Source organism: Sphingopyxis sp. C-1 (assembly GCF_001047015.1).
Lineage (GTDB): Bacteria > Pseudomonadota > Alphaproteobacteria > Sphingomonadales > Sphingomonadaceae > Sphingopyxis.
The window spans coordinates 1,078,446-1,100,887 of sequence record NZ_BBRO01000002.1; the positions used below are offsets into that span (position 1 = coordinate 1,078,446).

The window sequence follows — 22,442 nt, forward strand, 5'->3', positions numbered from 1 at the left end:
GTCTACCAACGGGCAGCAGCCGTCGACGAGCGTCGGTGGCGACGCCCTATTTTGCAGCATCGGTTGGGCAATCAGTCGCGCAGCAGCTCGTTGATACCGGTCTTCGCGCGCGTTTGCGCATCGACACGCTTGACGATCACCGCGCAATAGAGCGACGGCCCCGGCGTTCCGTCGGGCAGCGGCTTGCCCGGCAGCGACCCTGGCACAACGACCGAATATGCCGGCACTTCGCCGATGAAAACCTCACCCGTCGCGCGGTCGATGATCTTGGTCGAGGCGCCGAGATAGACGCCCATCGACAGCACCGCGCCCTCGCGCACGATCACGCCCTCGGCAACCTCGGCGCGCGCGCCGATGAAGGCGCCGTCCTCGATCACCACCGGGCCTGCCTGCAGCGGTTCCAGGACGCCGCCGATCCCGGCGCCGCCCGACAGGTGGACGTTCGCGCCGATCTGCGCGCAACTGCCGACGGTAGCCCAGGCATCGACCATCGACCCCTCGCCAACATAGGCGCCGATGTTGACAAAGCTCGGCATCAGCACTGCACCCTTGCTGATATAGGCGCCGCGACGGACGATCGAACCCGGAACGGCGCGGAAGCCCGCGTCACGGAAACGATTCTCGCCCCAGCCGGCGAATTTCGAGGGCACCTTGTCCCACCAGCGCGCGCCGCCGGGCCCGCCTTCGATCAATTCCATGTCGTTGAGGCGGAACGACAGCAACACCGCCTTCTTCAACCACTGATTGACCTGCCACGTCCCGCTCGCATCGCGTGCCGCGACACGATAGCTGCCGTCGTCGAGCCCTGCGAGCGCGGTCTCGACCGCCTCACGTACCGCGCCCGTCGTCGTCAGCCCCAGCGTATCGCGGGCGTCCCATGCGGCTTCGATTGTGGCTTGCAGGTCGGTGCTCATGAAATTCCCCAAGGTAATGGCAGTGTATCGAGCCAGTCGGCGATGTCGGTCGCGTGGAAATCGACATGCTCGGGCAGGTGGTCGCGATGGCCGCTTTCGCTGCCATTGTCCAGCCAGACGGTCGTCATGCCGAGCGCTTTGGCGGGCGTCAGATTGCGCGCCATATCCTCGACGAACAGGCTTTTTGCGGGATCAATGCCAAGGTGAGCGACCATCATGTCATAGGCGGCGGCTTCGGGCTTCGGGGTATAGCGCGTGACGCGGATGTCGCAGATGCCGTCGAACAGGTCCGCGATCCCGCGTGCATCCAGCACGCGCGCTGCGTAATCGGCATCGGCGTTGGTGAAGATCAGCTTGCGCCCCGGCAGCCGTTCCAGCCCCGCGCGCAGCCGCGCATCGACGGTCAGCCGGTCGAGCGCAATGTCGTGAACGTCGACCAGAAAATCCTCTGGATCGACACCGTGGTGGCGCATCAGCCCCGCCATCGTCGTGCCATGATCGTGGAAATATTGCTTCTGGACTCGCCGCGCCTCGACCGCGTCGACGTTCAGAAGCCGCATGATGAAGGCGCCCATGCGCTCGTCGATCAGGTCGAACAGCTTCGCCGACGGCGCATAGAGCGTGTTGTCGAGATCGAAGATCCAGCTGTCGATATGGTCGAGTGCGGGCATGATGGCCGGGCGCATAGAGGCTGGGGTGCGTAGGGGCAAGCTGGGTCGTTTTACCGGACGGCAATATCTATAGATCTAAATGCGAAGATGTTATCTTGACCGTCATCCCGGCGAAGGCGGGAATCTCAACGGCGCATCAAGACCAGAGGTCGAGATCCCGGCCTTCGCCGGGACGACGAAGCCAGGGGAACGGCGATGGCCGACGCGAACCGACGCAACAGCATCCGGTGGGTGGCCGGGCGGCCTTTGCCCCTTTTTCTCAGCATCGCCGCGCTTTCGCTGGCGGGATGCGGCGGTGGTGGCGGCGCGGCCCGCCCCTCGCCGACCCCCGCCCCGCCCTCTGCTCCCACGCCGACGCCAACCCCTACCCCTACCCCTACCCCTACCCCGACTCCCACCCCGCCGCCGACGGGCAATTTCAACACTGCCGAAACGCGCATGTCCGACGGGGTCAATTTCCATGGCGCGATCACCGCCTATCAGGCCGGGGCAACCGGACAGGGTGTCCTCGCGGGCGTGATCGACGACGGGATCGATCAGGACAGCCCCGAATTCGCCGGACGCATTTCGGCGCAATCGGCCGACGTAGCGGGATCGCGCGGTATCAACGGCGAAGGAACCCACGGGACGAATGTCGCACAGGTGCTGCTCGGCGGAAAGAATGACGCCGGCACCTTTGGCATCGCCTTCAACGCCAGCCTGCTCGTCCTGCGCGCCGACCGGCCGGGTAGCTGCGCGAGCGAGGATCCGTCGAACGACGAGAGCGGCTGCCGTTTTCCCGAAGTGGCGATTGCCGCAGGTCTCGACCGCGCGGTCAGCGCGGGCGCGCGCGTCGTCAACATCTCGCTCGGCGGCGAAGACCCGCCCGGGGCGACGTTGCGCGCGGCGGTCTCTCGCGCGACCGCTGCGGGAATCATCGTCATCGTTTCGGCGGGTAACGAAGGTGACACGACCGCGAACGGCAATGATCCGAACAACCCCGATCGCTTTGCGCAGGGGCTTCGCGATGCCGGCGGCGGGCTCGTCGTCATTGCCGGTGCGGTGAACGATCGTGGGGCGATCTCGGGGTTCAGCAATCGCGCGGGCGGCTATGCGGGCTCCTACCTGACCGCGCTCGGCGAAGGCGTGTGCTGCGCATATGAAAATGGCGCGCTCAAGACCGAAGGCAATTTCGTGTTCGTGCTCAATGGCACCAGTTTCGCGGCGCCGCAGGTCGCGGGCGCCGTCGCGCTGATCGCGCAGGCCTTTCCGAATCTTACCAGCCAGCAGATCGTCGCGCTCCTTTATCAGTCGGCACGCGACGCGGGCGCGGCGGGCGACGACGCCGTCTATGGCCAGGGCATTCTGGATATCGCGCGCGCATTCCAGCCGATGGGCGCTACCGCGCTTGCGGGCACTTCGACCGCCGTGGCTCTCGACGCGCCGCTGGGAATGCTCGGCGGTCCGATGGGCGATGCCGGCGGCATCGGAACGACGGGTCTCGTCACCGATGGCTTCGGCCGCGCCTTCAATGTGGATTTCGGCGGCTCGCTCGCTGCACGTCGGCCCGACTTCAAGCTGTCGGGCGCGATCGGCGGGCTGATACGCCAGCAAAGCGCCGCCAACTCGTCGCTCGCGCTTTCGCTTGTCGTCGCGCCGGGCACGGGCGGCACCGATGCACTCGCCGGCCTCTCTTTCTACGATGCGCAGCGTGCGCGTACCCTCGCGGCCTCGGTGATGACGCGCTTCGACGCGCGCACGCGGATCGGGTTTGCGGCGGGTCGCAGCGCCGGCGGCCTGCTCGCGGGTGAGCGCGGCGACAGCGGCCATGCCATGCTCATCGGTGACGCAGCGAACGAGGGGCTCGGCTTTGCCGCCAGCCCTGGCATCGGCACGATGATTCGCTATAATATCATTAATAATCAATATGTTAATCTCATTCTGGAAAATGGATGGGTCTCGGGCTCGCGTTGGCAGGACGATCCACTGCTCCGCTACCGCTCGGGCCGCGACAGTCGCTACCAGCGCGTCGGCGCCGCATGGGACGCCCGCTTTGGTCCTGTCCGGACGGCGCTCGGCGCCAGTTGGCTCCGCGAATCGGACAGTCTTCTCGGAGCCCGCCTTGGGCCGATGTTCGGCGCTGGCGGCGCGACCAGCCTCGTCGGCGACGCCGGCATCCTCCTCGATATGCAGGATGATTGGCAAATTGCGGCCAATTGGCGCCAGATGTGGACACGGCCGGACAACCAAGGCTTGATCGCGGGCGGCGCACTCTGGTCGACCGCCTTCTCCTTCGACGTTGCCAAGGCCAATCTGGTGCAAGTCGGCGACAGCGCCGCGCTCCGTCTCGCCCAGCCCTTGCGCGTCGCGCGTGGCGGCATCGACCTGATGCTCCCTGTCGCGCACGACTATGCGACCGGTCGCACCGACTTCGGGCGCCGCACATATAATCTCGCCCCGACGGGCCGCGAACTGGTTGTCGAGGCAAGCTATGCCATGGGCCTGTTCGGCGGCGAATTGATCGCGAATAGCTGGTGGCGGCGGGACCCGGGCCATATCGCCGCGATGCCCGACGATCGGGGCGCGGCGCTCCGCTTTACGATGGGCTTCTGATCGGCTTTAACGCTTCCCGATATCAAAACAGGGGATGCCAGAATGAAGCTGATTCATATTCCGCTCGCGCTGATCGGCGCGGCGCTCGCTTCGCCGCTCGCCGCGCAGGCGCCCGCGCGCACGATCATCCACGCGGGCCAATTGCTCGCCGAACCCGGCAAGCCCGTGCGCGGCGCATCGACGATCATTGTCGAGGGTGGCAAGGTCGTGTCGATCGCCGACGGCTATCAGCCCGCCGATCCCGGCGCGACGCTGATCGATCTCAAGGACAAATATGTCCTCCCCGGCTTGATCGACAGCCACGTCCATCTGACGAGCGATGCGGGCGGCATCGCGGGGCAGCTTGAGGAAATCACGCTCAGCCCGGCGGCGCAGGCCTTTAATGCCGAGGTGAACGGGATGAAGACGCTGCGCGCGGGCTTTACCACGGTCCGCAATCTCGGCGACGGCGACGGCGCGACCTTGGCGCTTCGCGACGCGATTCTCGCGGGCAAGGTAAAGGGCCCGCGCATCGTCGATGCCGGCAACAGCATTTCGGGCAGCGCGGGACATATGGACGGCTCGCTCGGCTATCGCGACGAGCTGCGGCCTTTCTTCGCGGGGGCCGGCAACACCTGCAACGGCGCCGACGATTGCCGCCGCGCAGTGCGTCTTCAGATCGGCCGCGGGGCCGATGTGATCAAATTCGCCTCGACGGGAGGGGTCAACAGCCGCATCGGCGCCGGTCTCGGCAAGCAGATGTTCGACGACGAGGCGCAGGCGATCGTCGAAACCGCGCATATGTTCGGCAAGAAGGTCGCGGTTCACGCGCACGGCGCCGACGGCATTCGCCTTGCGCTCGCGGCCGGGGTCGATTCGGTCGAGCATGGCACGATCCTCGACGAAGCGACGATCGCGGCCTGGGCGAAGTCGAAGGCTTATTATGTCCCGACGCTCTCGACCGTGAACGGCTACAAGGAACGCATCGCCGCGAACGCCAACGCTTATGAACCGGATGTGCTGGCGAAGATTCAGTGGCGCATCTCGATCACGGGCAAAAGCCTCGAACGGCTTGTGCCCAAAGGCGTGCGCATCGCCTTCGGCACCGACGCCGGCGTGTCGAAGCACGGCCGGAACGGCGACGAGTTCGAACTGATGGTCGAGCACGGCATGACCCCGATCGAAGCCCTGAAGGCGGCGACGGTGAACGCTGCCGACCTGCTCGGCCTGTCGAACGAGATCGGCACGATCGCGCCGGGCAAGAGCGCCGACATCATCGCGGTGGCGAGTGATCCGGTCGCTGACGTGCGCGTGCTCAAGAAAGTCGATTTCGTGATGGCGCGCGGGACGGTGGTCGACTGATCAGAGGGCGCCGCGAAGCGCCATCCAGCTATCGCGCTTCGCCGCGAAACCGATTGTATGCGCGGCGCTGCTCGACGGCAGATCGACGATGGCGATGCGACCGAGCGGTGGAAGCTGTTTTCGCCCGATCGCCGCCGCCTTGCCGCCGTTGAACGCGATCATGCGCAGTTCCGGCAGCCCGGCGATCAGTGCCGCGAGGTTGTGTGCTTCGGCTTCGCGGATCTGCGAGTCGCTGCTCGTTTGCCGTTCGGCGCTACGGATCACGTCCCACAGCCCGACCTTTGCGTCACGCAAGGCGTTGAGCCGGTCGTCATAGATCATGTCCGCGAGCGGACGGTCGATCACCTCGCCAAGCAGACGCCAGAACTGGTTCGTCGGATGGGCATAATATTGCCGTTCGGCGAGCGAACGGACGCCGGGCAGGCTACCGAGGATCAGCAGACGAGTGTCGGGCGCGATGTGCGGCGCAAAGCTGGTGTGGCGGACAGCGGGCATGCGCGACCGATAGCCCGCCCCGACTGGCGCAACAATATTGCCTGCCCCTTGACCGGGACGGGAATCGGGTCTAGGGGCGCGCTCGACCGAAAAGGACGGTTTGCCGCCTTTTTCAGTTACAACAGCGCTTGAACATTGCTGGCGCGGATGGAGCCTCCGGAAGATCATATCGATCGGCCGGGGTCTTTTGCTGTTATCAGGTCGGCCGTTTTCCGCCTTTTCGGGCGGGTTACGGGCCGGAGCTTCATCCACCGCAGTACAGTAACCGTTCGCTTTGATGGGCGGACATTTAAAGGTGAAGCATTCATGCCCACAATCAACCAGCTGGTCCGCAAGGGCCGGACTCCCCAGAAGGTGAAGTCTAAGGTCCCGGCGATGGACGCAAACCCGCAGAAGCGCGGCGTTTGCACCCGTGTCTATACGACGACCCCGAAAAAGCCGAACTCGGCGCTCCGCAAGGTTGCGAAGGTCCGCCTGACCAACAGCCGCGAAGTCATCACCTACATCCCCGGCGAAGGCCACAACCTCCAGGAACACAGCGTCGTGCTGATCCGCGGCGGTCGTGTCCGCGATCTTCCCGGTGTGCGTTACCACGTCCTGCGCGGCGTGCTCGATACGCAGGGTGTTAAGGACCGCAAGCAGAGCCGTTCGAAATACGGTGCGAAGCGTCCGAAGTAAGGACCGCTTTTTCGGCTATTTGATCATCCCAGGCTGCCTTGGCGCCGGGATGCTGTTGTAAAAGGAATTACCTATGGCTCGTCGTCGTCGTCCTGAACGCCGCGAAATCCTGCCCGATCCCCGTTTCGGTGATACGGTGCTGTCGAAGTTCATGAACAGCGTCATGCTGGACGGGAAGAAGTCCGTCGCCGAAAGCATCGTTTACGGTGCGCTCGAATCGGTCGAAGCCCGCGCCAAGAAGGAACCGCTCGGCGTGTTCCACGAAGCGCTCGCGAACATCCGTCCGAACATCGAAGTCCGCAGCCGCCGCGTCGGCGGTGCGACCTATCAGGTTCCGGTCGAAGTCCGTCCGGACCGTGCGCAGGCGCTCGCGATCCGCTGGCTGATCACCGCTGCACGCAACCGCAGCGAAACCACGATGGCCGCGCGTCTGTCTGGCGAACTGCTCGATGCGTCGAACAACCGTGGCAATGCCGTGAAGAAGCGTGAAGATACGCATCGCATGGCCGAAGCCAACCGCGCCTTCAGCCACTACCGCTGGTAAGCGCTCGCGGGACGGCCCGGGTCTCGAGATCCCGTCGTCTCGCAATCGTAACAATCGTTCCTATATCGGGGGTGGCTCCAAAGGCCTCCCCCCAAATCCAAGGAAAAGACCATGGCACGCAGCCATCCGCTCGAACGCTATCGCAATTTCGGTATCATGGCGCACATCGACGCCGGCAAGACCACGACGACCGAGCGCATTCTCTATTACACCGGCAAGTCCTATAAGATCGGCGAAGTCCATGACGGCGCCGCCACGATGGACTGGATGGAGCAGGAACAGGAACGCGGCATCACGATCACGTCGGCTGCCACCACCTGCCTGTGGAAGGCCGAAGAAGGTCAGGGTCCGGAACACCGCCTGAACATCATCGACACCCCCGGCCACGTCGACTTCACGATTGAAGTCGAGCGTTCGCTGCGCGTGCTCGACGGCGCGATCACCGCGTTCGACGGCGTTGCCGGCGTTGAGCCGCAGTCGGAAACCGTGTGGCGTCAGGCGGACAAGTACAAGGTTCCGCGGATGTGCTTCATCAACAAGCTCGACCGTACCGGTGCCGATTTCTATTATTGCGTCCAGACGATCATCGATCGCCTCGGCGCGACCCCGGCCGTGCTTTATCTGCCGATCGGTTCGGAAGGCGGCTTCAAGGGCCTCGTCGACCTGGTCAACGAGCGTGCGATCATCTGGAAGGACGAAAGCCTCGGCGCCGAATTCTTCTATGAAGAAATCCCGGCCGACCTTGCCGACAAGGCTGCCGAATATCGCGAAAAGCTCGTCGAGCTCGCCGTCGAACAGGACGACGACGCGATGGAAGCCTATCTCGAAGGCACTGTCCCCGACGTCGCCACGCTCAAGAAGCTGATCCGCAAGGGTACGCTGGCACAGGCGTTCGTTCCGGTCCTCTGCGGCTCGGCGTTCAAGAACAAGGGCGTCCAGACGCTGCTCGACGCGGTCGTCGACTATCTGCCTTCGCCGCTCGACATTCCTGACGTTCAGGGCATCAACCCGGACACCGACCAGCCCGACTCGCGTGAGACGTCGGACTCGGCTCCTCTGTCGCTGCTCGCGTTCAAGATCATGAACGACCCGTTCGTCGGTTCGCTCACCTTCGCCCGCATCTACTCGGGTACCCTGAACAAGGGCACGTACCTGAACTCGGTGAAGGACAAGAAGGAAAAGGTCGGTCGTATGCTGCTGATGCATGCGAACAGCCGCGAAGACATCGAAGAAGCCTATGCGGGCGACATCGTCGCGCTTGCCGGCCTCAAGGAAACCACCACCGGGGACACGCTCTGCGCCACCAACGCGCCGATCATCCTCGAGCGCATGGAATTCCCCGAGCCGGTTATCGAACTGTCGGTGGAACCGAAGACCAAGGCCGACCAGGAACGTATGGGCATCGCGCTCAACCGCCTGGCTGCCGAGGATCCCTCGTTCCGCGTGTCGACCGACCATGAATCGGGTCAGACGATCATCAAGGGCATGGGCGAGCTTCACCTCGACATTCTCGTCGATCGTATGAAGCGCGAGTTCAAGGTCGAAGCGAACGTCGGCGCGCCGCAGGTGGCGTACCGCGAATCGCTCGCGAAGGCTGTTGACGTCGACTATACCCACAAGAAGCAGTCGGGCGGCTCGGGCCAGTTCGGCCGCGTCAAGGTCAGCGTCGCTCCCGGCGAACGCGGCGCGGGCATCACCTTCATCGACGAAATCAAGGGCGGTAACATTCCGCGCGAATATATTCCGTCGGTTGAAAAGGGCATGCGCGAGTCGGCCGAAAACGGTCACATGATCGGCTTCCCGATCATCGACTTCGAAATCAAGCTCACGGACGGCGCGTATCACGACGTCGACTCGTCGGCGCTGGCGTTCGAAATCGCGGGCCGTGCGGCAATGCGCGAAGTGGCGGCGAAGGCCGGCATCAAGCTGCTCGAACCGGTGATGAAGGTCGAAGTCGTTACCCCTGAGGAATTCATGGGTGACGTGATCGGCGACCTTAACAGCCGTCGCGGGCAGATTCAGGGCACCGACAGCCGGGGCATCGCCCAGGTCGTCGAGGCGATCGTTCCGCTGGCGAACATGTTCGGCTATGTGAATCAGCTGCGCAGCTTCAGCCAGGGTCGCGCAAGCTACTCGATGCAATTCTCGCATTATGAAGAAGTGCCGACCAACGTCGCCGAAGAAGTGAAGGCCAAGATGGCCTGATGGGTCAAAGCCGCGCGGGCTTGCACCGCGCGGCAAGACCCTCTAAGGGCGGCGCCTGATTCAGCAGGCTCGTCCAGGACTGATCAACGCAAACATCGAACAAGAAGGTTGTTACATCATGGCCAAGGCTAAATTTGAGCGGACGAAGCCGCACTGCAACATCGGCACCATCGGTCACGTCGACCATGGCAAGACCTCGCTGACCGCAGCGATCACCAAGGTGCTGGCGGAAAACGTTGCGGGCAACGCCGCCGTTGACTTCGCGAACATCGACAAGGCTCCCGAAGAGCGCGAGCGCGGCATCACCATTTCGACCGCACACGTCGAATATGAAACCAACGGCCGCCACTACGCGCACGTCGACTGCCCGGGTCACGCTGACTACGTCAAGAACATGATCACCGGTGCTGCCCAGATGGACGGCGCGATCCTCGTCGTGTCGGCCGCTGACGGCCCGATGCCCCAGACGAAGGAGCACATCCTGCTCGCGAAGCAGGTCGGCGTTCCGACCATGGTCGTCTTCCTCAACAAGGTCGACCAGCTTGACGATCCCGAACTGCTCGAACTCGTTGAGCTCGAAATCCGCGAAGAACTGTCGAAGCGCGATTTCGACGGCGACAATATTCCGATCATCCCGGGTTCGGCTCTCGCCGCCCTCGAAGGTCGCGACGACAACATCGGCAAGGACGCGATCCTGAAGCTGATGGAAGCCGTCGACGCGTGGATCCCGCAGCCGGAACGTCCGCTCGACAAGCCCTTCCTGATGCCGATCGAAGACGTGTTCTCGATCTCGGGTCGTGGTACGGTTGTTACCGGCCGCGTCGAAACCGGCATCGTCAAGGTCGGTGAAGAAGTCGAAATCGTCGGCATCAAGGACACCAAGAAGACCGTCGTCACCGGCGTCGAAATGTTCCGCAAGCTGCTCGACCAGGGCCAGGCTGGCGACAACATCGGTGCGCTGATCCGCGGCGTCGGCCGTGAAGAAGTTGAGCGTGGCCAGGTTCTGGCTAAGCCGGGTTCGATCACGCCGCACACCGAGTTCACCTCGGAAGTGTACGTCCTGTCGAAGGACGAAGGCGGCCGTCACACGCCGTTCTTCGCGAACTATCGTCCGCAGTTCTACTTCCGCACCACGGACGTCACCGGTGAGGTTATCCTCCCCGAGGGCACCGAAATGGTCATGCCGGGCGACAACGTCCAGCTGTCGGTCAAGCTGATTGCCCCGATCGCCATGGACCCGGGTCTGCGCTTCGCAATTCGCGAAGGTGGCCGCACGGTCGGCGCAGGGGTTGTCGCGACGATCACAAAGTAATATAGGGCCGCGAGCCGCTCGATTCGGAAGTGATTCGGGCGGCTCGTAGCTTTAAGAATTTTGATGGCCGAGCCGGCTTCCACTAGGGGGCCGGAACAGGCCATTTCGGCTCTTTCGCATCGTTAGACGGGATTCGACTGGAACAGTCATGGAAACGCAGAATATTCGCATTCGCCTGAAGGCCTTTGATCACCGCGTGCTCGATCAGGCCACCACCGACATTGCCGACACGGCACGTCGCACGGGCGCACTCATTCGCGGTCCGATCCCGCTTCCGACGCGTATTGAAAAATTCACCGTGAACCGCGGCCCGCATGTCGACAAGAAGTCGCGCGAGCAGTTCGAGGTGCGTACCCACAAGCGGCTGCTCGACATCGTGCAGCCCACCCCGCAGACGGTCGACGCGCTGATGAAGCTCGACCTCGCCGCGGGCGTGAACGTCGAAATCAAGCTGGCCTAAGCCAGCGCAGCCCCGGTGAAAACCGGGGTCTCTATCGGCAGGCCGCTTCGGCGCCTGCATTGTCCGGAGCGATCCGGACCGACGATAGGGTGGATACCGCCGGTCGCTTTCCTTGGAAGGCATTTACGACCGGGCTGCGTCCCCCGTCTCGCCGCAAATCCTTCGGGATGGCGGCACCTCAGCCCGGACGGGGCGATGCATCGAAATTTTGGGCTGGGAGGGTTCTGTTGAGGCTTGCCTCGATGGGTCCCGCAAGCCGTGCGGAATGGTCCGCCCGGCCTCTGTTTAGGAGTATGGATCATGCGTACTGGCGTGATCGCGAAGAAAATGGGGATGACCCGCCTGTTTCAGGACGACGGCCGCCACGTGCCCGTCACCGTCCTGAGCCTCGAAGGCTGTCAGGTCGTCTCTGTCCGCGATAAAGAACGTGACGGCTATGTGGCCGTTCAGCTCGGTGCTGGCTCGGCAAAGGCGAAGAATGTCGCCAAGCCGCAGCGTGGTGCCTATGGCAAGGCCGAAGTCGAGCCGAAGGCAAAGGTCGTCGAATTCCGCGTCGCTGACGACGCGACGCTCGACGTCGGCGCCGAACTGTCGGCCGATCACTTCGTCGCCGGCCAGATCGTCGACATCCAGGGTGTTACCCAGGGTAAGGGCTTTGCCGGTGCGATGAAGCGCTGGGGTTTCGGCGGTATGCGCGCCTCCCACGGTGTTTCGATCAGCCACCGTGCGCATGGTTCGACCGGTAACCGTCAGGATCCGGGCCGCGTCTTCAAGAACAAGAAGATGGCCGGCCACATGGGCGCGCGCAATCGCACCCAGCAGAATCTCGAAATCGTCCGCACCGACGTCGAGCGCGGCCTTCTCTTCGTCAAGGGCTCGGTCCCTGGCTCGAAGGGCGGCTGGTTGCTCGTCCGCGATGCGGTGAAGCTGCCGCGTCACCCCGAGGCCCCCTATCCGGCGGGCATCAAGAGCGCGGCCAACAGCAACGAAGCCCCGGCTGACGCGCCGGTCGAAACGCCGGTTGAAGAAACCGTCGTCGACACCGCGGCCACCGACGGCGCACAGGAGTCCTGATCATGAAGGTCAAGGTTCAGACCCTCGACGGCAAGGCCGGCACCGACATCGATCTCAATGACGATGTGTTCGGCGTCGACGCCCGCGCCGACATCCTGCATCGCGTCGTTGCATGGCAGCTCGAAAAGCGCCGTGGTCCGGCTCGTGCCGCCCGCGAACGCAGCGATGTGTCGCGCACCGGCAAGAAGTTCGGTCGCCAGAAGGGCGGCGGTACCGCTCGTCACGGCGATCGCAAGGCGCCGATCTTCATCGGTGGTGGTAAGGCGCACGGCCCCCGTGCCCGCACCTTCGGCCACTCGCTGAACAAGAAGATCCGCACCCTCGGCCTGAAGATGGCATTGAGCGACAAGGCGAAGGGCGGCAAGCTCGTCGTTCTCGACACGCTCGAGCTCAAGGACGCGAAGACCAAGGCGCTCGCCGGCAAGCTCGGCAAGCTCGAACTCGGCAATCGCGCACTCTTCATCGACGGTGACGCGGTGCACGAAAGCTTCGCAATGGCTTCGGCCAACCTCATCGGTGTCGACGCGCTGCCCGCCATCGGTGCCAATGTCTATGACATCATCCGTGCCGACACGCTGGTCCTGACCCGCGCGGCGGTCGAAAAGCTGGAGGCCCGCTGCAATGGCTAAGGCAAAAACCATCGACGCGCGTCACTATGACGTGATCCTCGCTCCGGTGATCACCGAAAAGTCGACGCTGCTCAGCGAAAATGACGCGGTGGTGTTCAAGGTCGCGAACGACGCGACCAAGCCCGCCATCAAGGCCGCCGTCGAGGCGCTGTTCGATGTCAAGGTGCTGAGCGTCAACACGCTCGTCACCAAGGGCAAGACCAAGCGCTGGAAGGGCAAGCCCTACACCCGCAGCGACGTGAAGAAGGCGATCGTTCGCCTGGCCGCAGGCCAGTCGATCGACGTCACGACCGGCGTCTGATTGTAGGAAGAGGCAGAGAAAATGGCACTTAAATCCTATAATCCGACCAGCCCCGCGCAGCGCGGCCTGATCCTCGTCGACAAGTCGTCGCTGTGGAAGGGCAAGCCCGTCAAGGCGCTGACCGAAGGCAAGCGCAAGACCGGTGGCCGCAACAACAAGGGTCATGTGACCTCGCGCGGTATCGCTGGCGGCCACAAGCAGAAGTACCGCTTCATCGACTTCAAGCGTCGCAAGTGGGACATGCCGGCTGTCGTCGAGCGTTTGGAATATGACCCCAACCGCACGGCGTTCATCGCGCTCGTCAAATATGAAGACGGCGAGCAGACCTATATCCTGGCGCCGCAGCGTCTGGCCGTTGGCGACACCGTCGTCGCCGGCAAGAAGACCGACGTGAAGCCGGGCAATGCGATGGAATTGTCGCAGATGCCGGTCGGAACGATCGTCCACAATATCGAGATGAAGCCGGGCAAGGGTGGCCAGATCGCCCGTTCGGCTGGCACCTATGCACAGGTCGTCGGTCGTGACCGCGGTCTCGTCATCGTGCGTCTCGGTTCGGGCGAACAGCGTTATATCCGCGGCGAGTGCATGGGCACGGTCGGTGCGGTGTCGAACCCCGACAACCAGAACACCAACCTCGGCAAGGCTGGTCGCAACCGCTGGCTGGGCAAGCGTCCGCTGACCCGCGGTGTCGCGAAGAACCCGGTCGATCACCCGCATGGTGGTGGTGAAGGCCGCACCTCGGGTGGCCGTCATCCGGTTACCCCGTGGGGCAAGCCGACCAAGGGTGCTCGTACCCGTCACAACAAGTCGACCGACAAGATGATCATCCGGTCGCGTCACGCGAAGAAGAAGAGGTAAGCCATGGCTCGCTCGGTCTGGAAGGGTCCCTTTGTGGACCTTCATCTCCTCAAGAAAGCCGAAACGGCCCAGGACGGTGGCAGCTCTGCCCCGATCAAGACCTGGTCGCGCCGGTCCACCATCCTGCCGCAGTTCGTCGGGCTGACCTTCAACGTCTACAACGGCCGCAAGTTCGTGCCGGTGTCGGTGAACGAAGACATGGTCGGCATGAAGCTGGGTGAATTTGCGCCGACGCGCTTCTTCCCCGGCCACGCGGCCGACAAGAAGGGCAAACGCTAATGGGCAAGGAAAAGTCCCCCCGCCGCGTCGCCGATAACGAGGCTCTCTCGGTCGGCACGCAGATTCGCGGTTCGGCGCAGAAGCTCAACCTCGTCGCCGCGCTGATCCGTGGCCGCAAGGTCGAAGACGCGATGAACATCCTCACCTTCTCGAAGAAGGCGATGGCTGTCGACGTGCGCAAGGTTCTCGCCAGCGCCGTCGCCAACGCGGAAAACAACCACAACCTCGACGTTGATGCGCTCGTCATCAAGGAAGCCAGCGTCGGCAAGTCGATCTCGATGAAGCGCTGGCACGCACGTGGCCGCGGCAAGTCGACCCGGATCGTCAAGCCGTTCAGCCGCATCCGGATCGTCGTGCGCGAACAGGAAGAAGAGGCGTAAGATGGGCCAGAAGAGCAATCCGATCGGCCTGCGCCTGCAGGTCAACCGCACCTGGGACAGCCGCTGGTTCGCCGAAGGCCAGGACTATGGCCGCATGCTGGTCGAGGATCTGAAGATCCGTCAGTATGTGTTCAAGAACCTGCCGCAGGCCGCGATCTCGAAGGTCGTGATCGAACGTCCGGCCAAGCTGTGCCGCGTTTCGATCTATGCCGCCCGTCCGGGCGTCATCATCGGCAAGAAGGGCGCGGACATCGAAAAGCTTCGCAAGAAGCTCGGTGAACTGACGGGCAGCGACGTGTCGCTGAACATCGTCGAAATCCGCAAGCCCGAAGTCGACGCCAAGCTCGTCGGCCAGGGCATTGCCGATCAGCTCGAACGCCGCGTCGCGTTCCGTCGCGCCATGAAGCGCGCGGTTCAGTCGGCGATGCGTCTGGGCGCCGAAGGCATCCGTATCAACTGCGCCGGCCGTCTGGGCGGCGCGGAAATCGCACGTACCGAATGGTATCGCGAAGGCCGGGTGCCGCTTCACACGCTGCGCGCCAATGTCGACTATGCCGAATCGACCGCGCACACCGCCTATGGCGTGTGCGGGATCAAGGTGTGGATCTTCAAGGGCGAGATTCTCGGCCACGATCCGATGGCGACCGACCGTCTGATGCTCGACGCACAGACGACCGGCGTCCGTCCGGCTCGTGAAGATCGCCGCTAAGGACTGCTGACATGCTGCAACCGAAAAAAACCAAGTTCCGTAAGGCTTTCAAGGGCCGCATCCATGGCAATGCCAAGGGCGGAACCAGCCTGAACTTCGGCTCCTACGGGCTGAAGGCGATGGAACCCGAGCGCATCACCGCCCGCCAGATCGAAGCGGCTCGCCGTGCGATCAGCCGCGCGATCAAGCGTCAGGGCCGTTTGTGGATCCGCATTTTCCCCGACGTCCCCGTGTCGTCGAAGCCTGCCGAAGTCCGTATGGGTAAGGGCAAGGGTTCGCCGGAATTCTGGGCCGCTCGCGTGAAGCCGGGTCGCATCCTGTTCGAACTCGACGGCGTTCCGGGCCCCGTGGCCGCGCTGGCGTTCGAACGCGCCGCGATGAAGCTGCCGATCAAGACGAAGGTGATCGCCCGTCTCGGCGACACCTCGCATCTGGAGGGTTAAGGACATGGCCAAGACCGAAGATTTCAAGGCCAAGACCGACGACCAGCTCGCCGAACAGCTTGGCGAACTGAAGCGCGAGGCGTTCAACCTCCGCTTCCAGGCGGCCACCGGCCAGCTTGAAAAGGCCTCACGCGTCAAGGAAGTGCGCCGCTCGATCGCGCGCATCAAGACGCAGCAGACCGAGCGTACGCGCTCGGCCGCGAAGTAAGGAGACTATCGATGCCGAAGCGCATTCTGACCGGTACGGTGGTGTCCGACAAGGGCGACAAGACCGTCGTGGTGAAGGTCGAACGGAAGGTGAAGCACCCTCTGTACGGCAAGATCATCCGCCGCTCGAAAAAATATCACGCCCACGATGAGGACAACGCCATCAAGGCTGGCGAAACCGTCCGCATCGAGGAAACGAAGCCGATTTCGAAGCTGAAGACGTGGAAGGTGCTCGACAAGGTCGACACCCACAGCAAGCCCAAAACGGCCGCTGACGCCTAAGCTGATTTTCACGGAACCGCCGGGGCATCCCGGTAGGCCAAAAAAGAAGGAAATGCATCGATGATCCAGATGCAGTCACAATTGGAAGTCGCTGACAACAGCGGTGCCAAGCGCGTCCAGTGCATCAAGGTTCTGGGCGGCTCGAAGCGTCGTACCGCCGGCGTGGGCGACGTGATCGTCGTGTCGATCAAGGAAGCTCAGCCCCGCGGCAAGGTGAAGAAGGGTGACGTGCATCGCGCCGTTATCGTTCGCACCGCCAAGGACGTGCGCCGTGCCGATGGCTCGGTCATCCGTTTCGACAGCAACGCTGCCGTGCTCGTCAACAAGAATGAAGAGCCCATCGGCACCCGTATCTTCGGCCCCGTCGTCCGCGAACTGCGCGGCCGCGGCTATATGAAGATCATCAGCCTGGCGCCGGAGGTCCTCTAACCATGGCGAACAAGATCAAGAAGGGCGACACGGTTGTCATCCTGTCCGGCAAGGACAAGGGCAAGACCGGCGAAGTGACGCAGAGCCTGCCGAAAGACGGCAAGGTCGTTGTCGCGGGCGTCAACATCATCACGCGCCACCGCAAGCCGAGCCAGACCAACCCGCAGGGTGGCCTGGAGCGCAAGGAAGCGCCGCTGTACGCGAGCAAGGTCGCGATTGCCGATCCCAAGACCGGCAAGCCGACGCGCGTTCGTTTTGAAACCAAGGACGGCAAGAAGGTCCGCGTGGCCGTGAAGTCCGGGGAGACGCTCAATGGCTGACAATTACACCCCGCGCATGCGCAAGCGCTATGACGATGTGATCGTCAAGGCGATGACCGAGAAGTTCGGTTACAAGAATGCGATGGAAGTGCCGAAGATCGAAAAGATCACGCTCAACATGGGCGTCGGCGAAGCCACGCAGGACAAGAAGAAGGTCGAATCGGCCGCTGCCGAGATGGAACTCATCGCCGGCCAGAAGCCCGTCGTGACCAAGGCGAAGAAGTCGATCGCACAGTTCAAGCTGCGCGAAGGCATGCCGATTGGCTGCAAGGTGACCCTGCGCCGCGAACGCATGTATGAATTCCTCGACCGCCTGATCACGATCGCAATGCCGCGCATCCGCGACTTCCGCGGCGTGTCGGCGACCAGCTTCGACGGCCGTGGCAACTATGCCATGGGCCTGAAAGAGCAGATCATCTTCCCCGAGATCAACTATGACCGCATCGACCAGGTGCGCGGCATGGACGTGATCGTCACCACCACCGCTCGTACGGACGACGAAGCCCGCGAACTGCTCAAGCTGTTCGGCTTCCCCTTCCCGATCGTTGCGCAGGAAAAGGAAGCCGCCTGATCCCTCGGGATCTGGCAGGCTCTTTCAAGAAGGAAAGAGAACTTAAGTCATGGCGAAACTGAGTTCGGTAAACAAGAACGAGCGTCGCAAGCAGCTGGTGAAGAAATATGCCGGCCGTTATGCGAAGCTGAAGGCGATTGCGGCAGATACGTCGCTCGACGATGGCGAGCGTCTGATCGCGCGCCTCAAGATGGCGGAAATCCCGCGCAATGGTAACCCGACCCGCATCCGTAACCGGTGCGAGCTGACCGGGCGCCCGCGCGCTTATTATCGCAAATTCCGGCTGTGCCGTATCCAACTCCGCGATCTGGCCAACAAGGGCCTGATCCCCGGTGTTGTGAAGTCGAGCTGGTAAGGGACTGACAAGATGGCAATGACCGATCCCCTGGGTGATATGCTCACCCGCATCCGCAACGGCCAGCAGGCGAAGAAGGACAGCGTCCTGACTCCCGCCTCGACCCTGCGCGTCCGCGTTCTCGATGTTCTCCAGCGTGAAGGCTATATCCGCGGCTACAGCGAAGAAGCGCTGGGTGCCAAGGGCCAGCACAAGGGCATCCGCATCGAGCTCAAATATTTCGAAGGCCAGCCGGCGATCCGCCATGTGGCTCGCGTTTCGAAGCCGGGCCGCCGCGTCTATTCGGGTTCGAAAGAACTTCCGATCGTGCGCAACGGCCTTGGTATCACCATCGTGTCGACCCCGCGCGGCGTTCTCTCGGACGCCGAAGCACGCGAACATAATGTCGGCGGCGAAGTGCTGGCGGAGGTGTTCTGATGTCGCGCATTGGTAAAAAGGCAGTACCGATTCCGGGCGGCGTCACCGCCGCGATCGATGGCGGTCAGCTGTCGGTCAAGGGACCGAAGGGCACGCTCGCGATGCCGCTTTCCGACCTCATCAACTATGAAGTCGCCGAAGGCAGCATTTCGGTTCAGCCCGCGAACGGCACCCGCGAAGCACGCGCTTTCTGGGGCATGCAGCGTACGCTGGTCCAGAACCTGATCACGGGTGTGACCGAAGGCTTCACCAAGGTCCTCGAGATCACCGGTGTCGGCTATCGCGCCAACTCGCAGGGCAAGACGCTCAAGCTGCAGCTCGGCTACAGCCATGATGTCGATTTTGCGGTGCCCGAAGGCATCGAGATCAAGACGCCGGACAACACGACGATCGAGATCAGCGGTATCGACAAGCAGAAGGTCGGCCAGGTCGCGGCGGAAATTCGCCGTTGGCGTAAGCCCGAACCCTATAAGGGCAAGGGCATCAAATATCGCGGCGAGTACATCTTCCGCAAAGAAGGCAAGAAGAAGTAAGCCATGGCACATCTTACCACTTTCGAAAAACGGCGCCAGCGCGTCCGTACCGCCCTCCGCCAGCGTGCAGCCGGGCGTCCGCGCCTTTCGGTGCACCGTTCGGGCCGTCACATCTATGCGCAGCTCATCGATGACGCCGCCGGCCAGACGCTGGCTTCGGCCTCGACGCTGGACAAGGATGTCCGCGGCAAGACCGGCGCGACCACGGCTGCTGCCGCCGACGTTGGCAAGCGCCTCGCCGCTGCCGCGAAGAAGGCCGGCGTGACCCAGGTCGTGTTCGACCGCGGCGGTTTCCTGTTCCACGGGCGCATCAAGGCGCTGGCCGACGCGGCTCGCGAAGGCGGATTGGAGTTCTGATTATGGCTGACGAAGTACAGAACGTCGAAGGCGCTGTCGAAGCGACCGAAAACACCGGCGCTCCCCGCCGTGGCCGTGGTGGCCGCGACGGCGGTCGTGGCGGTCGTGACGGTGGCCGAGGCCGCCGCGACGATCGTCGCCCGCGCGACGAAGAAGGTGGCGAAGAGCTCATCGAAAAGCTCGTTCACATCAACCGCGTTTCAAAGACGGTGAAGGGCGGCAAGCGCTTCGGTTTCGCCGCGCTCGTCGTCGTCGGCGACGGCAAGGGTCGTGCCGGTTTCGGTCATGGCAAGGCGCGCGAAGTGCCCGAAGCCATTTCGAAGGCAACCGCTGCTGCGAAGAAGGCGATGATTCGCGTTCCGCTGCGCGACGGCCGCACGCTGCACCATGATGGTCGCGGTGTGTTCGGCGCCGGTAATGTGACGCTGCGTTCGGCTCCTGCCGGTACCGGCATCATCGCCGGCGGCCCGATGCGCGCCGTGTTCGAATCGCTGGGCGTTGCGGACGTGGTGACCAAGTCGGTCGGCACTTCGAACCCCTACAACATGATCCGCGCTACTTTCGAAGCGCTCGGTGAGCAGACCAGCCCGAAGTCGGTCGCGCAGCGTCGCGGCAAGAAGGTTTCGGACCTGATCAAGCGTGGCGGTGCTTCCGACCGCGCAGCCGAGGCCGAAGCCGCGGCGGTGACGGAGTAAGACGATGGCTGACAAGAAGATCAAGATCCGCCAGATCGGTTCGCCGATCCGTCGTCCCAAGAGCCAGCGTGCGATCCTGACCGGCCTCGGCCTGGGCAAGATGCACCGCGAGGTCGAACTGGTCGACACCCCGGAAGTGCGCGGCATGATCCGCAAGCTGCCGCACATGGTCGAAGTCGTCGAGGGCTGAGCCCCTCACGACCCGACCTTATATCTATCAGCGCGATAAAAGCGAAAGCGAGTGCAATGACTATCAAGCTTAACGAACTTCGTGACAACAATGGCGCCCGCAAGGGCCGCATGCGCGTTGGACGCGGCATCGGCTCGGGCAAGGGCAAGACCGCCGGTCGCGGTCAAAAGGGCCAGAAGGCCCGTAGCGGCGTCGCGATCAACGGCTTTGAAGGCGGCCAGATGCCCCTTCACATGCGTATCCCGAAGCGTGGCTTCAACAACATCTTCGGCAAGGATTTCGCGATCGTGAATCTGGGCATGATCCAGAAGCTGGTCGACGAGAAGAAGCTCGACGCGAAGGCTGTGATCGATCACGCCGCGCTCAAGGCTGCCGGCGTTGCCCGTGGCGGCAAGGATGGCGTCCGTCTCCTCGCCAAGGGTGAAATCACCGCGAAGCTGAACTTCGCCGTTGCCGGCGCGTCGAAAGGCGCGATCGAAGCGGTCGAAAAGGCTGGCGGCAAGGTTGAATTGCCCGAACCCAAGCCCGAAGGCGAAGGCAAGAAGGCCCAGCGCCGCGCCAAAGCCAAGGCGGAATAATCAAGGCGAAGGGGCGGCTCGGAACACGGGTCGCCCTTCGTCGTTTGACGATCTGTTATTTCCCGTTCGATGCGAACGGATGATGCAGCCGGTATCGACGAGCTGCGTCGCAAAATAGGCCTTTCCCCTTGCGCTTCGTCACCGCCGAACGCACATAGGCGCCGGGTCGCGGGGGGCGCGGTCCGGAATATCCGAGGAAAACACCCATGGCCTCTCGCGCCGACCAGCTTGCTTCCAACCTGAACTTTTCGAAGTTCGGTCAGGCGACCGAACTCAAGAACCGCATCTGGTTCACGATCGGCGCGCTGATCGTCTTCCGTTTCCTGTCGTTCGTGCCGCTGCCCGGGGTCGACCCCGTTGCGCTGGCGTCGCTCTACAGCCAGGCCGCGTCGGGCGGCGTCCTCGACATTTTCAACACCTTCTCGGGCGGCAGCCTTGAGCGGATGAGCATCATCGCGCTCGGCGTCATGCCCTATATCACGGCGTCGATCGTCGTGCAGCTAGCGGCGGCCCTGTCGCCCAGCCTCGCCGCACTCAAGAAAGAGGGCGAAAGCGGGCGCAAGAAGCTCAACCAATATACGCGCTACGGGACGGTCGGACTCACCGCGATCCAGGGTTATTTCATCGCTGTCGGGCTCGAATCGCTCGGCGCGAGCCAGGGCATCGCCGCGGTCGTCGACCCCGGCATGTTGTTCCGCATCGGCGCGGTGATCAGCATCGTCGGCGGTACGCTCTTCCTGATGTGGTTGGGCGAACAGATCACCAGCCGCGGGATCGGGAACGGCGTCTCGCTGATCATCATGGCGGGCATTCTTGCCCAGTTGCCGCGCAGCTTCGCGCAGATGTTCACGCAGGTTCGTGAAGGCTCGATGGGCGGCGGCACGATCCTCGCCGTCGTCGGCGGCGCGATCGTCGTCATCGCCTTCATCAGCTTCATGGAACGTGCACAGCGCCGCGTCCTCGTTCAATATCCCAAGCGCGCGACGCAGCGCGGCGTGATGCAGGCGGACCGCAGCCACCTGCCGCTCAAGGTCAACACCGCGGGCGTGATCCCGCCGATCTTTGCCTCGTCGCTGCTGCTGATGCCGCTGACCGTCACTCAGATGATGGGCCAGAATGTTCAGGGCGACACCGCGACCGGCGATTTCCTGATCACGCTCAACCAGTATCTCGCGCACGGCCAGCCGCTTTATATGGCGCTCTATGCCGCGGGTATCGTCTTCTTCTGCTTCTTCTATGTTGCCGTGGTCTTCAATCCCGAAGAAACCGCCGACAATCTGAAGCGCCAGAACGGCTTCATTCCCGGCATTCGCCCGGGCAAGAACACCGCCGCCTATCTCGATTTCGTGCTGACGCGCATCACCGTGCTCGGTGCGGCCTATCTGGCGGCGATCTGTCTGATCCCCGAATATTTCATCGCGGGGTCGGGGTTGCCGTTCCAGCTCGGCGGCACCAGCCTGCTGATCATCGTGAACGTCACGATCGATACGATCAGCCAGATCCAGAGCCACATGCTCGCGCACCAATATGGCGACCTCATCAAAAAGGCCAAATTGAAGGGCGGCGTTGCGCGGCGTTGATCGCCAAGCTACGGCACTCGCGACACGGTAGGGCAAACAGGGG

Annotated in this window: 31 protein-coding genes; 28 read left to right on the forward strand and 3 right to left on the reverse strand. The window is 63.2% G+C overall.

All coding sequences use genetic code 11. The features are described 5' to 3' along the window. Positions 1 to 71: 71 nt before the first annotated feature. Entirely contained in the window at positions 72 to 914 is an 843-nt protein-coding gene (gene dapD / locus SC1_RS19795) for a 2,3,4,5-tetrahydropyridine-2,6-dicarboxylate N-succinyltransferase (protein ID WP_062186264.1), read from the reverse strand. Next, complete coding sequence (locus tag SC1_RS19800; RefSeq protein WP_193749232.1) at positions 911 to 1,600, reverse strand: pyrimidine 5'-nucleotidase; 690 nt, start codon at positions 1,598 to 1,600, stop codon at positions 911 to 913. Before SC1_RS19800 ends, dapD begins: the two co-directional genes overlap by 4 nt. Positions 1,601 to 1,780: 180 nt before the next feature. Here SC1_RS19800 and SC1_RS19805 point away from each other — a divergent pair, with 180 nt between their 5' ends. Then, positions 1,781 to 4,177 (forward strand): S8 family peptidase, encoded by a 2,397-nt coding sequence (locus tag SC1_RS19805; protein WP_193749233.1) that lies wholly within the window; start codon positions 1,781 to 1,783, stop codon positions 4,175 to 4,177. Between the two features lie 42 nt (positions 4,178 to 4,219). Continuing rightward, positions 4,220 to 5,518, forward strand: coding sequence for an amidohydrolase family protein (locus SC1_RS19810; protein ID WP_062186268.1), 1,299 nt, complete (start codon positions 4,220 to 4,222; stop codon positions 5,516 to 5,518). Here the strand turns inward: SC1_RS19810 and SC1_RS19815 are convergent, their stop codons facing one another. Then, a complete protein-coding gene (locus tag SC1_RS19815) occupies positions 5,519 to 6,013 on the reverse strand; it encodes a DNA-deoxyinosine glycosylase (RefSeq protein WP_062186270.1) in 495 nt (164 codons plus the stop codon). Positions 6,014 to 6,319: 306 nt separating this feature from the next. Here SC1_RS19815 and rpsL point away from each other — a divergent pair, with 306 nt between their 5' ends. The 26 genes from rpsL (at position 6,320) to secY (ending at position 22,399) form a co-directional block, all read left to right on the forward strand. Then, positions 6,320 to 6,691, forward strand: a complete 372-nt coding sequence (gene rpsL, locus SC1_RS19820) for a 30S ribosomal protein S12 (RefSeq protein ID WP_058805196.1) — start codon at positions 6,320 to 6,322, stop codon at positions 6,689 to 6,691. A gap of 73 nt (positions 6,692 to 6,764) precedes the next feature. Next, positions 6,765 to 7,235: a 30S ribosomal protein S7 gene (gene rpsG, locus SC1_RS19825; RefSeq protein WP_058818022.1), complete on the forward strand. Its 471-nt coding sequence runs from the start codon at positions 6,765 to 6,767 to the stop codon at positions 7,233 to 7,235. A 111-nt stretch (positions 7,236 to 7,346) separates the two neighbouring features. Further along, the gene (fusA, locus tag SC1_RS19830; RefSeq protein ID WP_062186272.1) at positions 7,347 to 9,440 is read left to right on the forward strand and encodes an elongation factor G; all 2,094 of its coding nucleotides are present in this window, start codon (positions 7,347 to 7,349) and stop codon (positions 9,438 to 9,440) included. A 118-nt stretch (positions 9,441 to 9,558) separates the two neighbouring features. Beyond that, positions 9,559 to 10,752 carry an elongation factor Tu gene (tuf, locus tag SC1_RS19835; protein WP_062186274.1) on the forward strand — a complete coding sequence of 398 codons (1,194 nt, stop codon included), beginning with the start codon at positions 9,559 to 9,561 and terminating at the stop codon, positions 10,750 to 10,752. A gap of 148 nt (positions 10,753 to 10,900) precedes the next feature. Then, positions 10,901 to 11,212 carry a 30S ribosomal protein S10 gene (gene rpsJ, locus SC1_RS19840; RefSeq protein WP_003042199.1) on the forward strand — a complete coding sequence of 104 codons (312 nt, stop codon included), beginning with the start codon at positions 10,901 to 10,903 and terminating at the stop codon, positions 11,210 to 11,212. 300 nt (positions 11,213 to 11,512) lie between these two features. Continuing rightward, positions 11,513 to 12,286, forward strand: a complete 774-nt coding sequence (gene rplC / locus SC1_RS19845) for a 50S ribosomal protein L3 (protein WP_062186276.1) — start codon at positions 11,513 to 11,515, stop codon at positions 12,284 to 12,286. Positions 12,287 to 12,288: 2 nt separating this feature from the next. Then, a complete protein-coding gene (rplD, locus tag SC1_RS19850) occupies positions 12,289 to 12,915 on the forward strand; it encodes a 50S ribosomal protein L4 (protein WP_062186277.1) in 627 nt (208 codons plus the stop codon). Continuing rightward, entirely contained in the window at positions 12,908 to 13,216 is a 309-nt protein-coding gene (locus SC1_RS19855) for a 50S ribosomal protein L23 (RefSeq protein ID WP_062186279.1), read from the forward strand. Before rplD ends, SC1_RS19855 begins: the two co-directional genes overlap by 8 nt. 21 nt (positions 13,217 to 13,237) lie before the next feature. Further along, positions 13,238 to 14,074 carry a 50S ribosomal protein L2 gene (rplB, locus tag SC1_RS19860; protein WP_062186280.1) on the forward strand — a complete coding sequence of 279 codons (837 nt, stop codon included), beginning with the start codon at positions 13,238 to 13,240 and terminating at the stop codon, positions 14,072 to 14,074. Positions 14,075 to 14,077: 3 nt separating this feature from the next. After that, the gene (rpsS, locus tag SC1_RS19865) at positions 14,078 to 14,353 is read left to right on the forward strand and encodes a 30S ribosomal protein S19 (protein WP_037556370.1); all 276 of its coding nucleotides are present in this window, start codon (positions 14,078 to 14,080) and stop codon (positions 14,351 to 14,353) included. Next, on the forward strand, positions 14,353 to 14,733 hold the full coding sequence (gene rplV, locus SC1_RS19870) for a 50S ribosomal protein L22 (protein WP_037515650.1): 381 nt from the start codon (positions 14,353 to 14,355) through the stop codon (positions 14,731 to 14,733). The genes rpsS and rplV overlap by 1 nt, the downstream gene beginning before the upstream one ends. Position 14,734: 1 nt before the next feature. Further along, complete coding sequence (gene rpsC, locus SC1_RS19875; protein ID WP_037515652.1) at positions 14,735 to 15,442, forward strand: 30S ribosomal protein S3; 708 nt, start codon at positions 14,735 to 14,737, stop codon at positions 15,440 to 15,442. 11 nt (positions 15,443 to 15,453) lie between these two features. Further along, positions 15,454 to 15,885, forward strand: a complete 432-nt coding sequence (gene rplP, locus SC1_RS19880) for a 50S ribosomal protein L16 (RefSeq protein WP_037515653.1) — start codon at positions 15,454 to 15,456, stop codon at positions 15,883 to 15,885. 4 nt (positions 15,886 to 15,889) lie between these two features. Then, on the forward strand, positions 15,890 to 16,093 hold the full coding sequence (gene rpmC / locus SC1_RS19885; RefSeq protein WP_037515654.1) for a 50S ribosomal protein L29: 204 nt from the start codon (positions 15,890 to 15,892) through the stop codon (positions 16,091 to 16,093). 11 nt (positions 16,094 to 16,104) lie between these two features. Next, the gene (rpsQ, locus tag SC1_RS19890) at positions 16,105 to 16,374 is read left to right on the forward strand and encodes a 30S ribosomal protein S17 (RefSeq protein ID WP_039578283.1); all 270 of its coding nucleotides are present in this window, start codon (positions 16,105 to 16,107) and stop codon (positions 16,372 to 16,374) included. A gap of 60 nt (positions 16,375 to 16,434) precedes the next feature. Continuing rightward, entirely contained in the window at positions 16,435 to 16,803 is a 369-nt protein-coding gene (gene rplN / locus SC1_RS19895) for a 50S ribosomal protein L14 (protein WP_011543078.1), read from the forward strand. Positions 16,804 to 16,805: 2 nt separating this feature from the next. Continuing rightward, on the forward strand, positions 16,806 to 17,123 hold the full coding sequence (gene rplX / locus SC1_RS19900) for a 50S ribosomal protein L24 (RefSeq protein WP_062186282.1): 318 nt from the start codon (positions 16,806 to 16,808) through the stop codon (positions 17,121 to 17,123). Beyond that, on the forward strand, positions 17,116 to 17,694 hold the full coding sequence (rplE, locus tag SC1_RS19905) for a 50S ribosomal protein L5 (protein WP_062186283.1): 579 nt from the start codon (positions 17,116 to 17,118) through the stop codon (positions 17,692 to 17,694). The genes rplX and rplE overlap by 8 nt, the downstream gene beginning before the upstream one ends. Positions 17,695 to 17,743: 49 nt before the next feature. Continuing rightward, a complete protein-coding gene (gene rpsN, locus SC1_RS19910) occupies positions 17,744 to 18,049 on the forward strand; it encodes a 30S ribosomal protein S14 (RefSeq protein ID WP_037556379.1) in 306 nt (101 codons plus the stop codon). A gap of 12 nt (positions 18,050 to 18,061) precedes the next feature. Further along, positions 18,062 to 18,466: a 30S ribosomal protein S8 gene (rpsH, locus tag SC1_RS19915; RefSeq protein ID WP_054589697.1), complete on the forward strand. Its 405-nt coding sequence runs from the start codon at positions 18,062 to 18,064 to the stop codon at positions 18,464 to 18,466. Next, entirely contained in the window at positions 18,466 to 18,999 is a 534-nt protein-coding gene (gene rplF, locus SC1_RS19920; protein WP_062186285.1) for a 50S ribosomal protein L6, read from the forward strand. The genes rpsH and rplF overlap by 1 nt, the downstream gene beginning before the upstream one ends. Positions 19,000 to 19,002: 3 nt before the next feature. Further along, a complete protein-coding gene (gene rplR / locus SC1_RS19925; protein ID WP_062186287.1) occupies positions 19,003 to 19,356 on the forward strand; it encodes a 50S ribosomal protein L18 in 354 nt (117 codons plus the stop codon). A 2-nt stretch (positions 19,357 to 19,358) separates the two neighbouring features. Beyond that, on the forward strand, positions 19,359 to 20,051 hold the full coding sequence (gene rpsE, locus SC1_RS19930; protein WP_062186290.1) for a 30S ribosomal protein S5: 693 nt from the start codon (positions 19,359 to 19,361) through the stop codon (positions 20,049 to 20,051). A gap of 4 nt (positions 20,052 to 20,055) precedes the next feature. Continuing rightward, positions 20,056 to 20,241 carry a 50S ribosomal protein L30 gene (gene rpmD, locus SC1_RS19935; RefSeq protein ID WP_037515666.1) on the forward strand — a complete coding sequence of 62 codons (186 nt, stop codon included), beginning with the start codon at positions 20,056 to 20,058 and terminating at the stop codon, positions 20,239 to 20,241. A 56-nt stretch (positions 20,242 to 20,297) separates the two neighbouring features. Then, the gene (gene rplO, locus SC1_RS19940; protein ID WP_083436013.1) at positions 20,298 to 20,819 is read left to right on the forward strand and encodes a 50S ribosomal protein L15; all 522 of its coding nucleotides are present in this window, start codon (positions 20,298 to 20,300) and stop codon (positions 20,817 to 20,819) included. 206 nt (positions 20,820 to 21,025) lie between these two features. After that, entirely contained in the window at positions 21,026 to 22,399 is a 1,374-nt protein-coding gene (gene secY / locus SC1_RS19945; protein ID WP_062186292.1) for a preprotein translocase subunit SecY, read from the forward strand. Positions 22,400 to 22,442 lie beyond the last annotated feature (43 nt).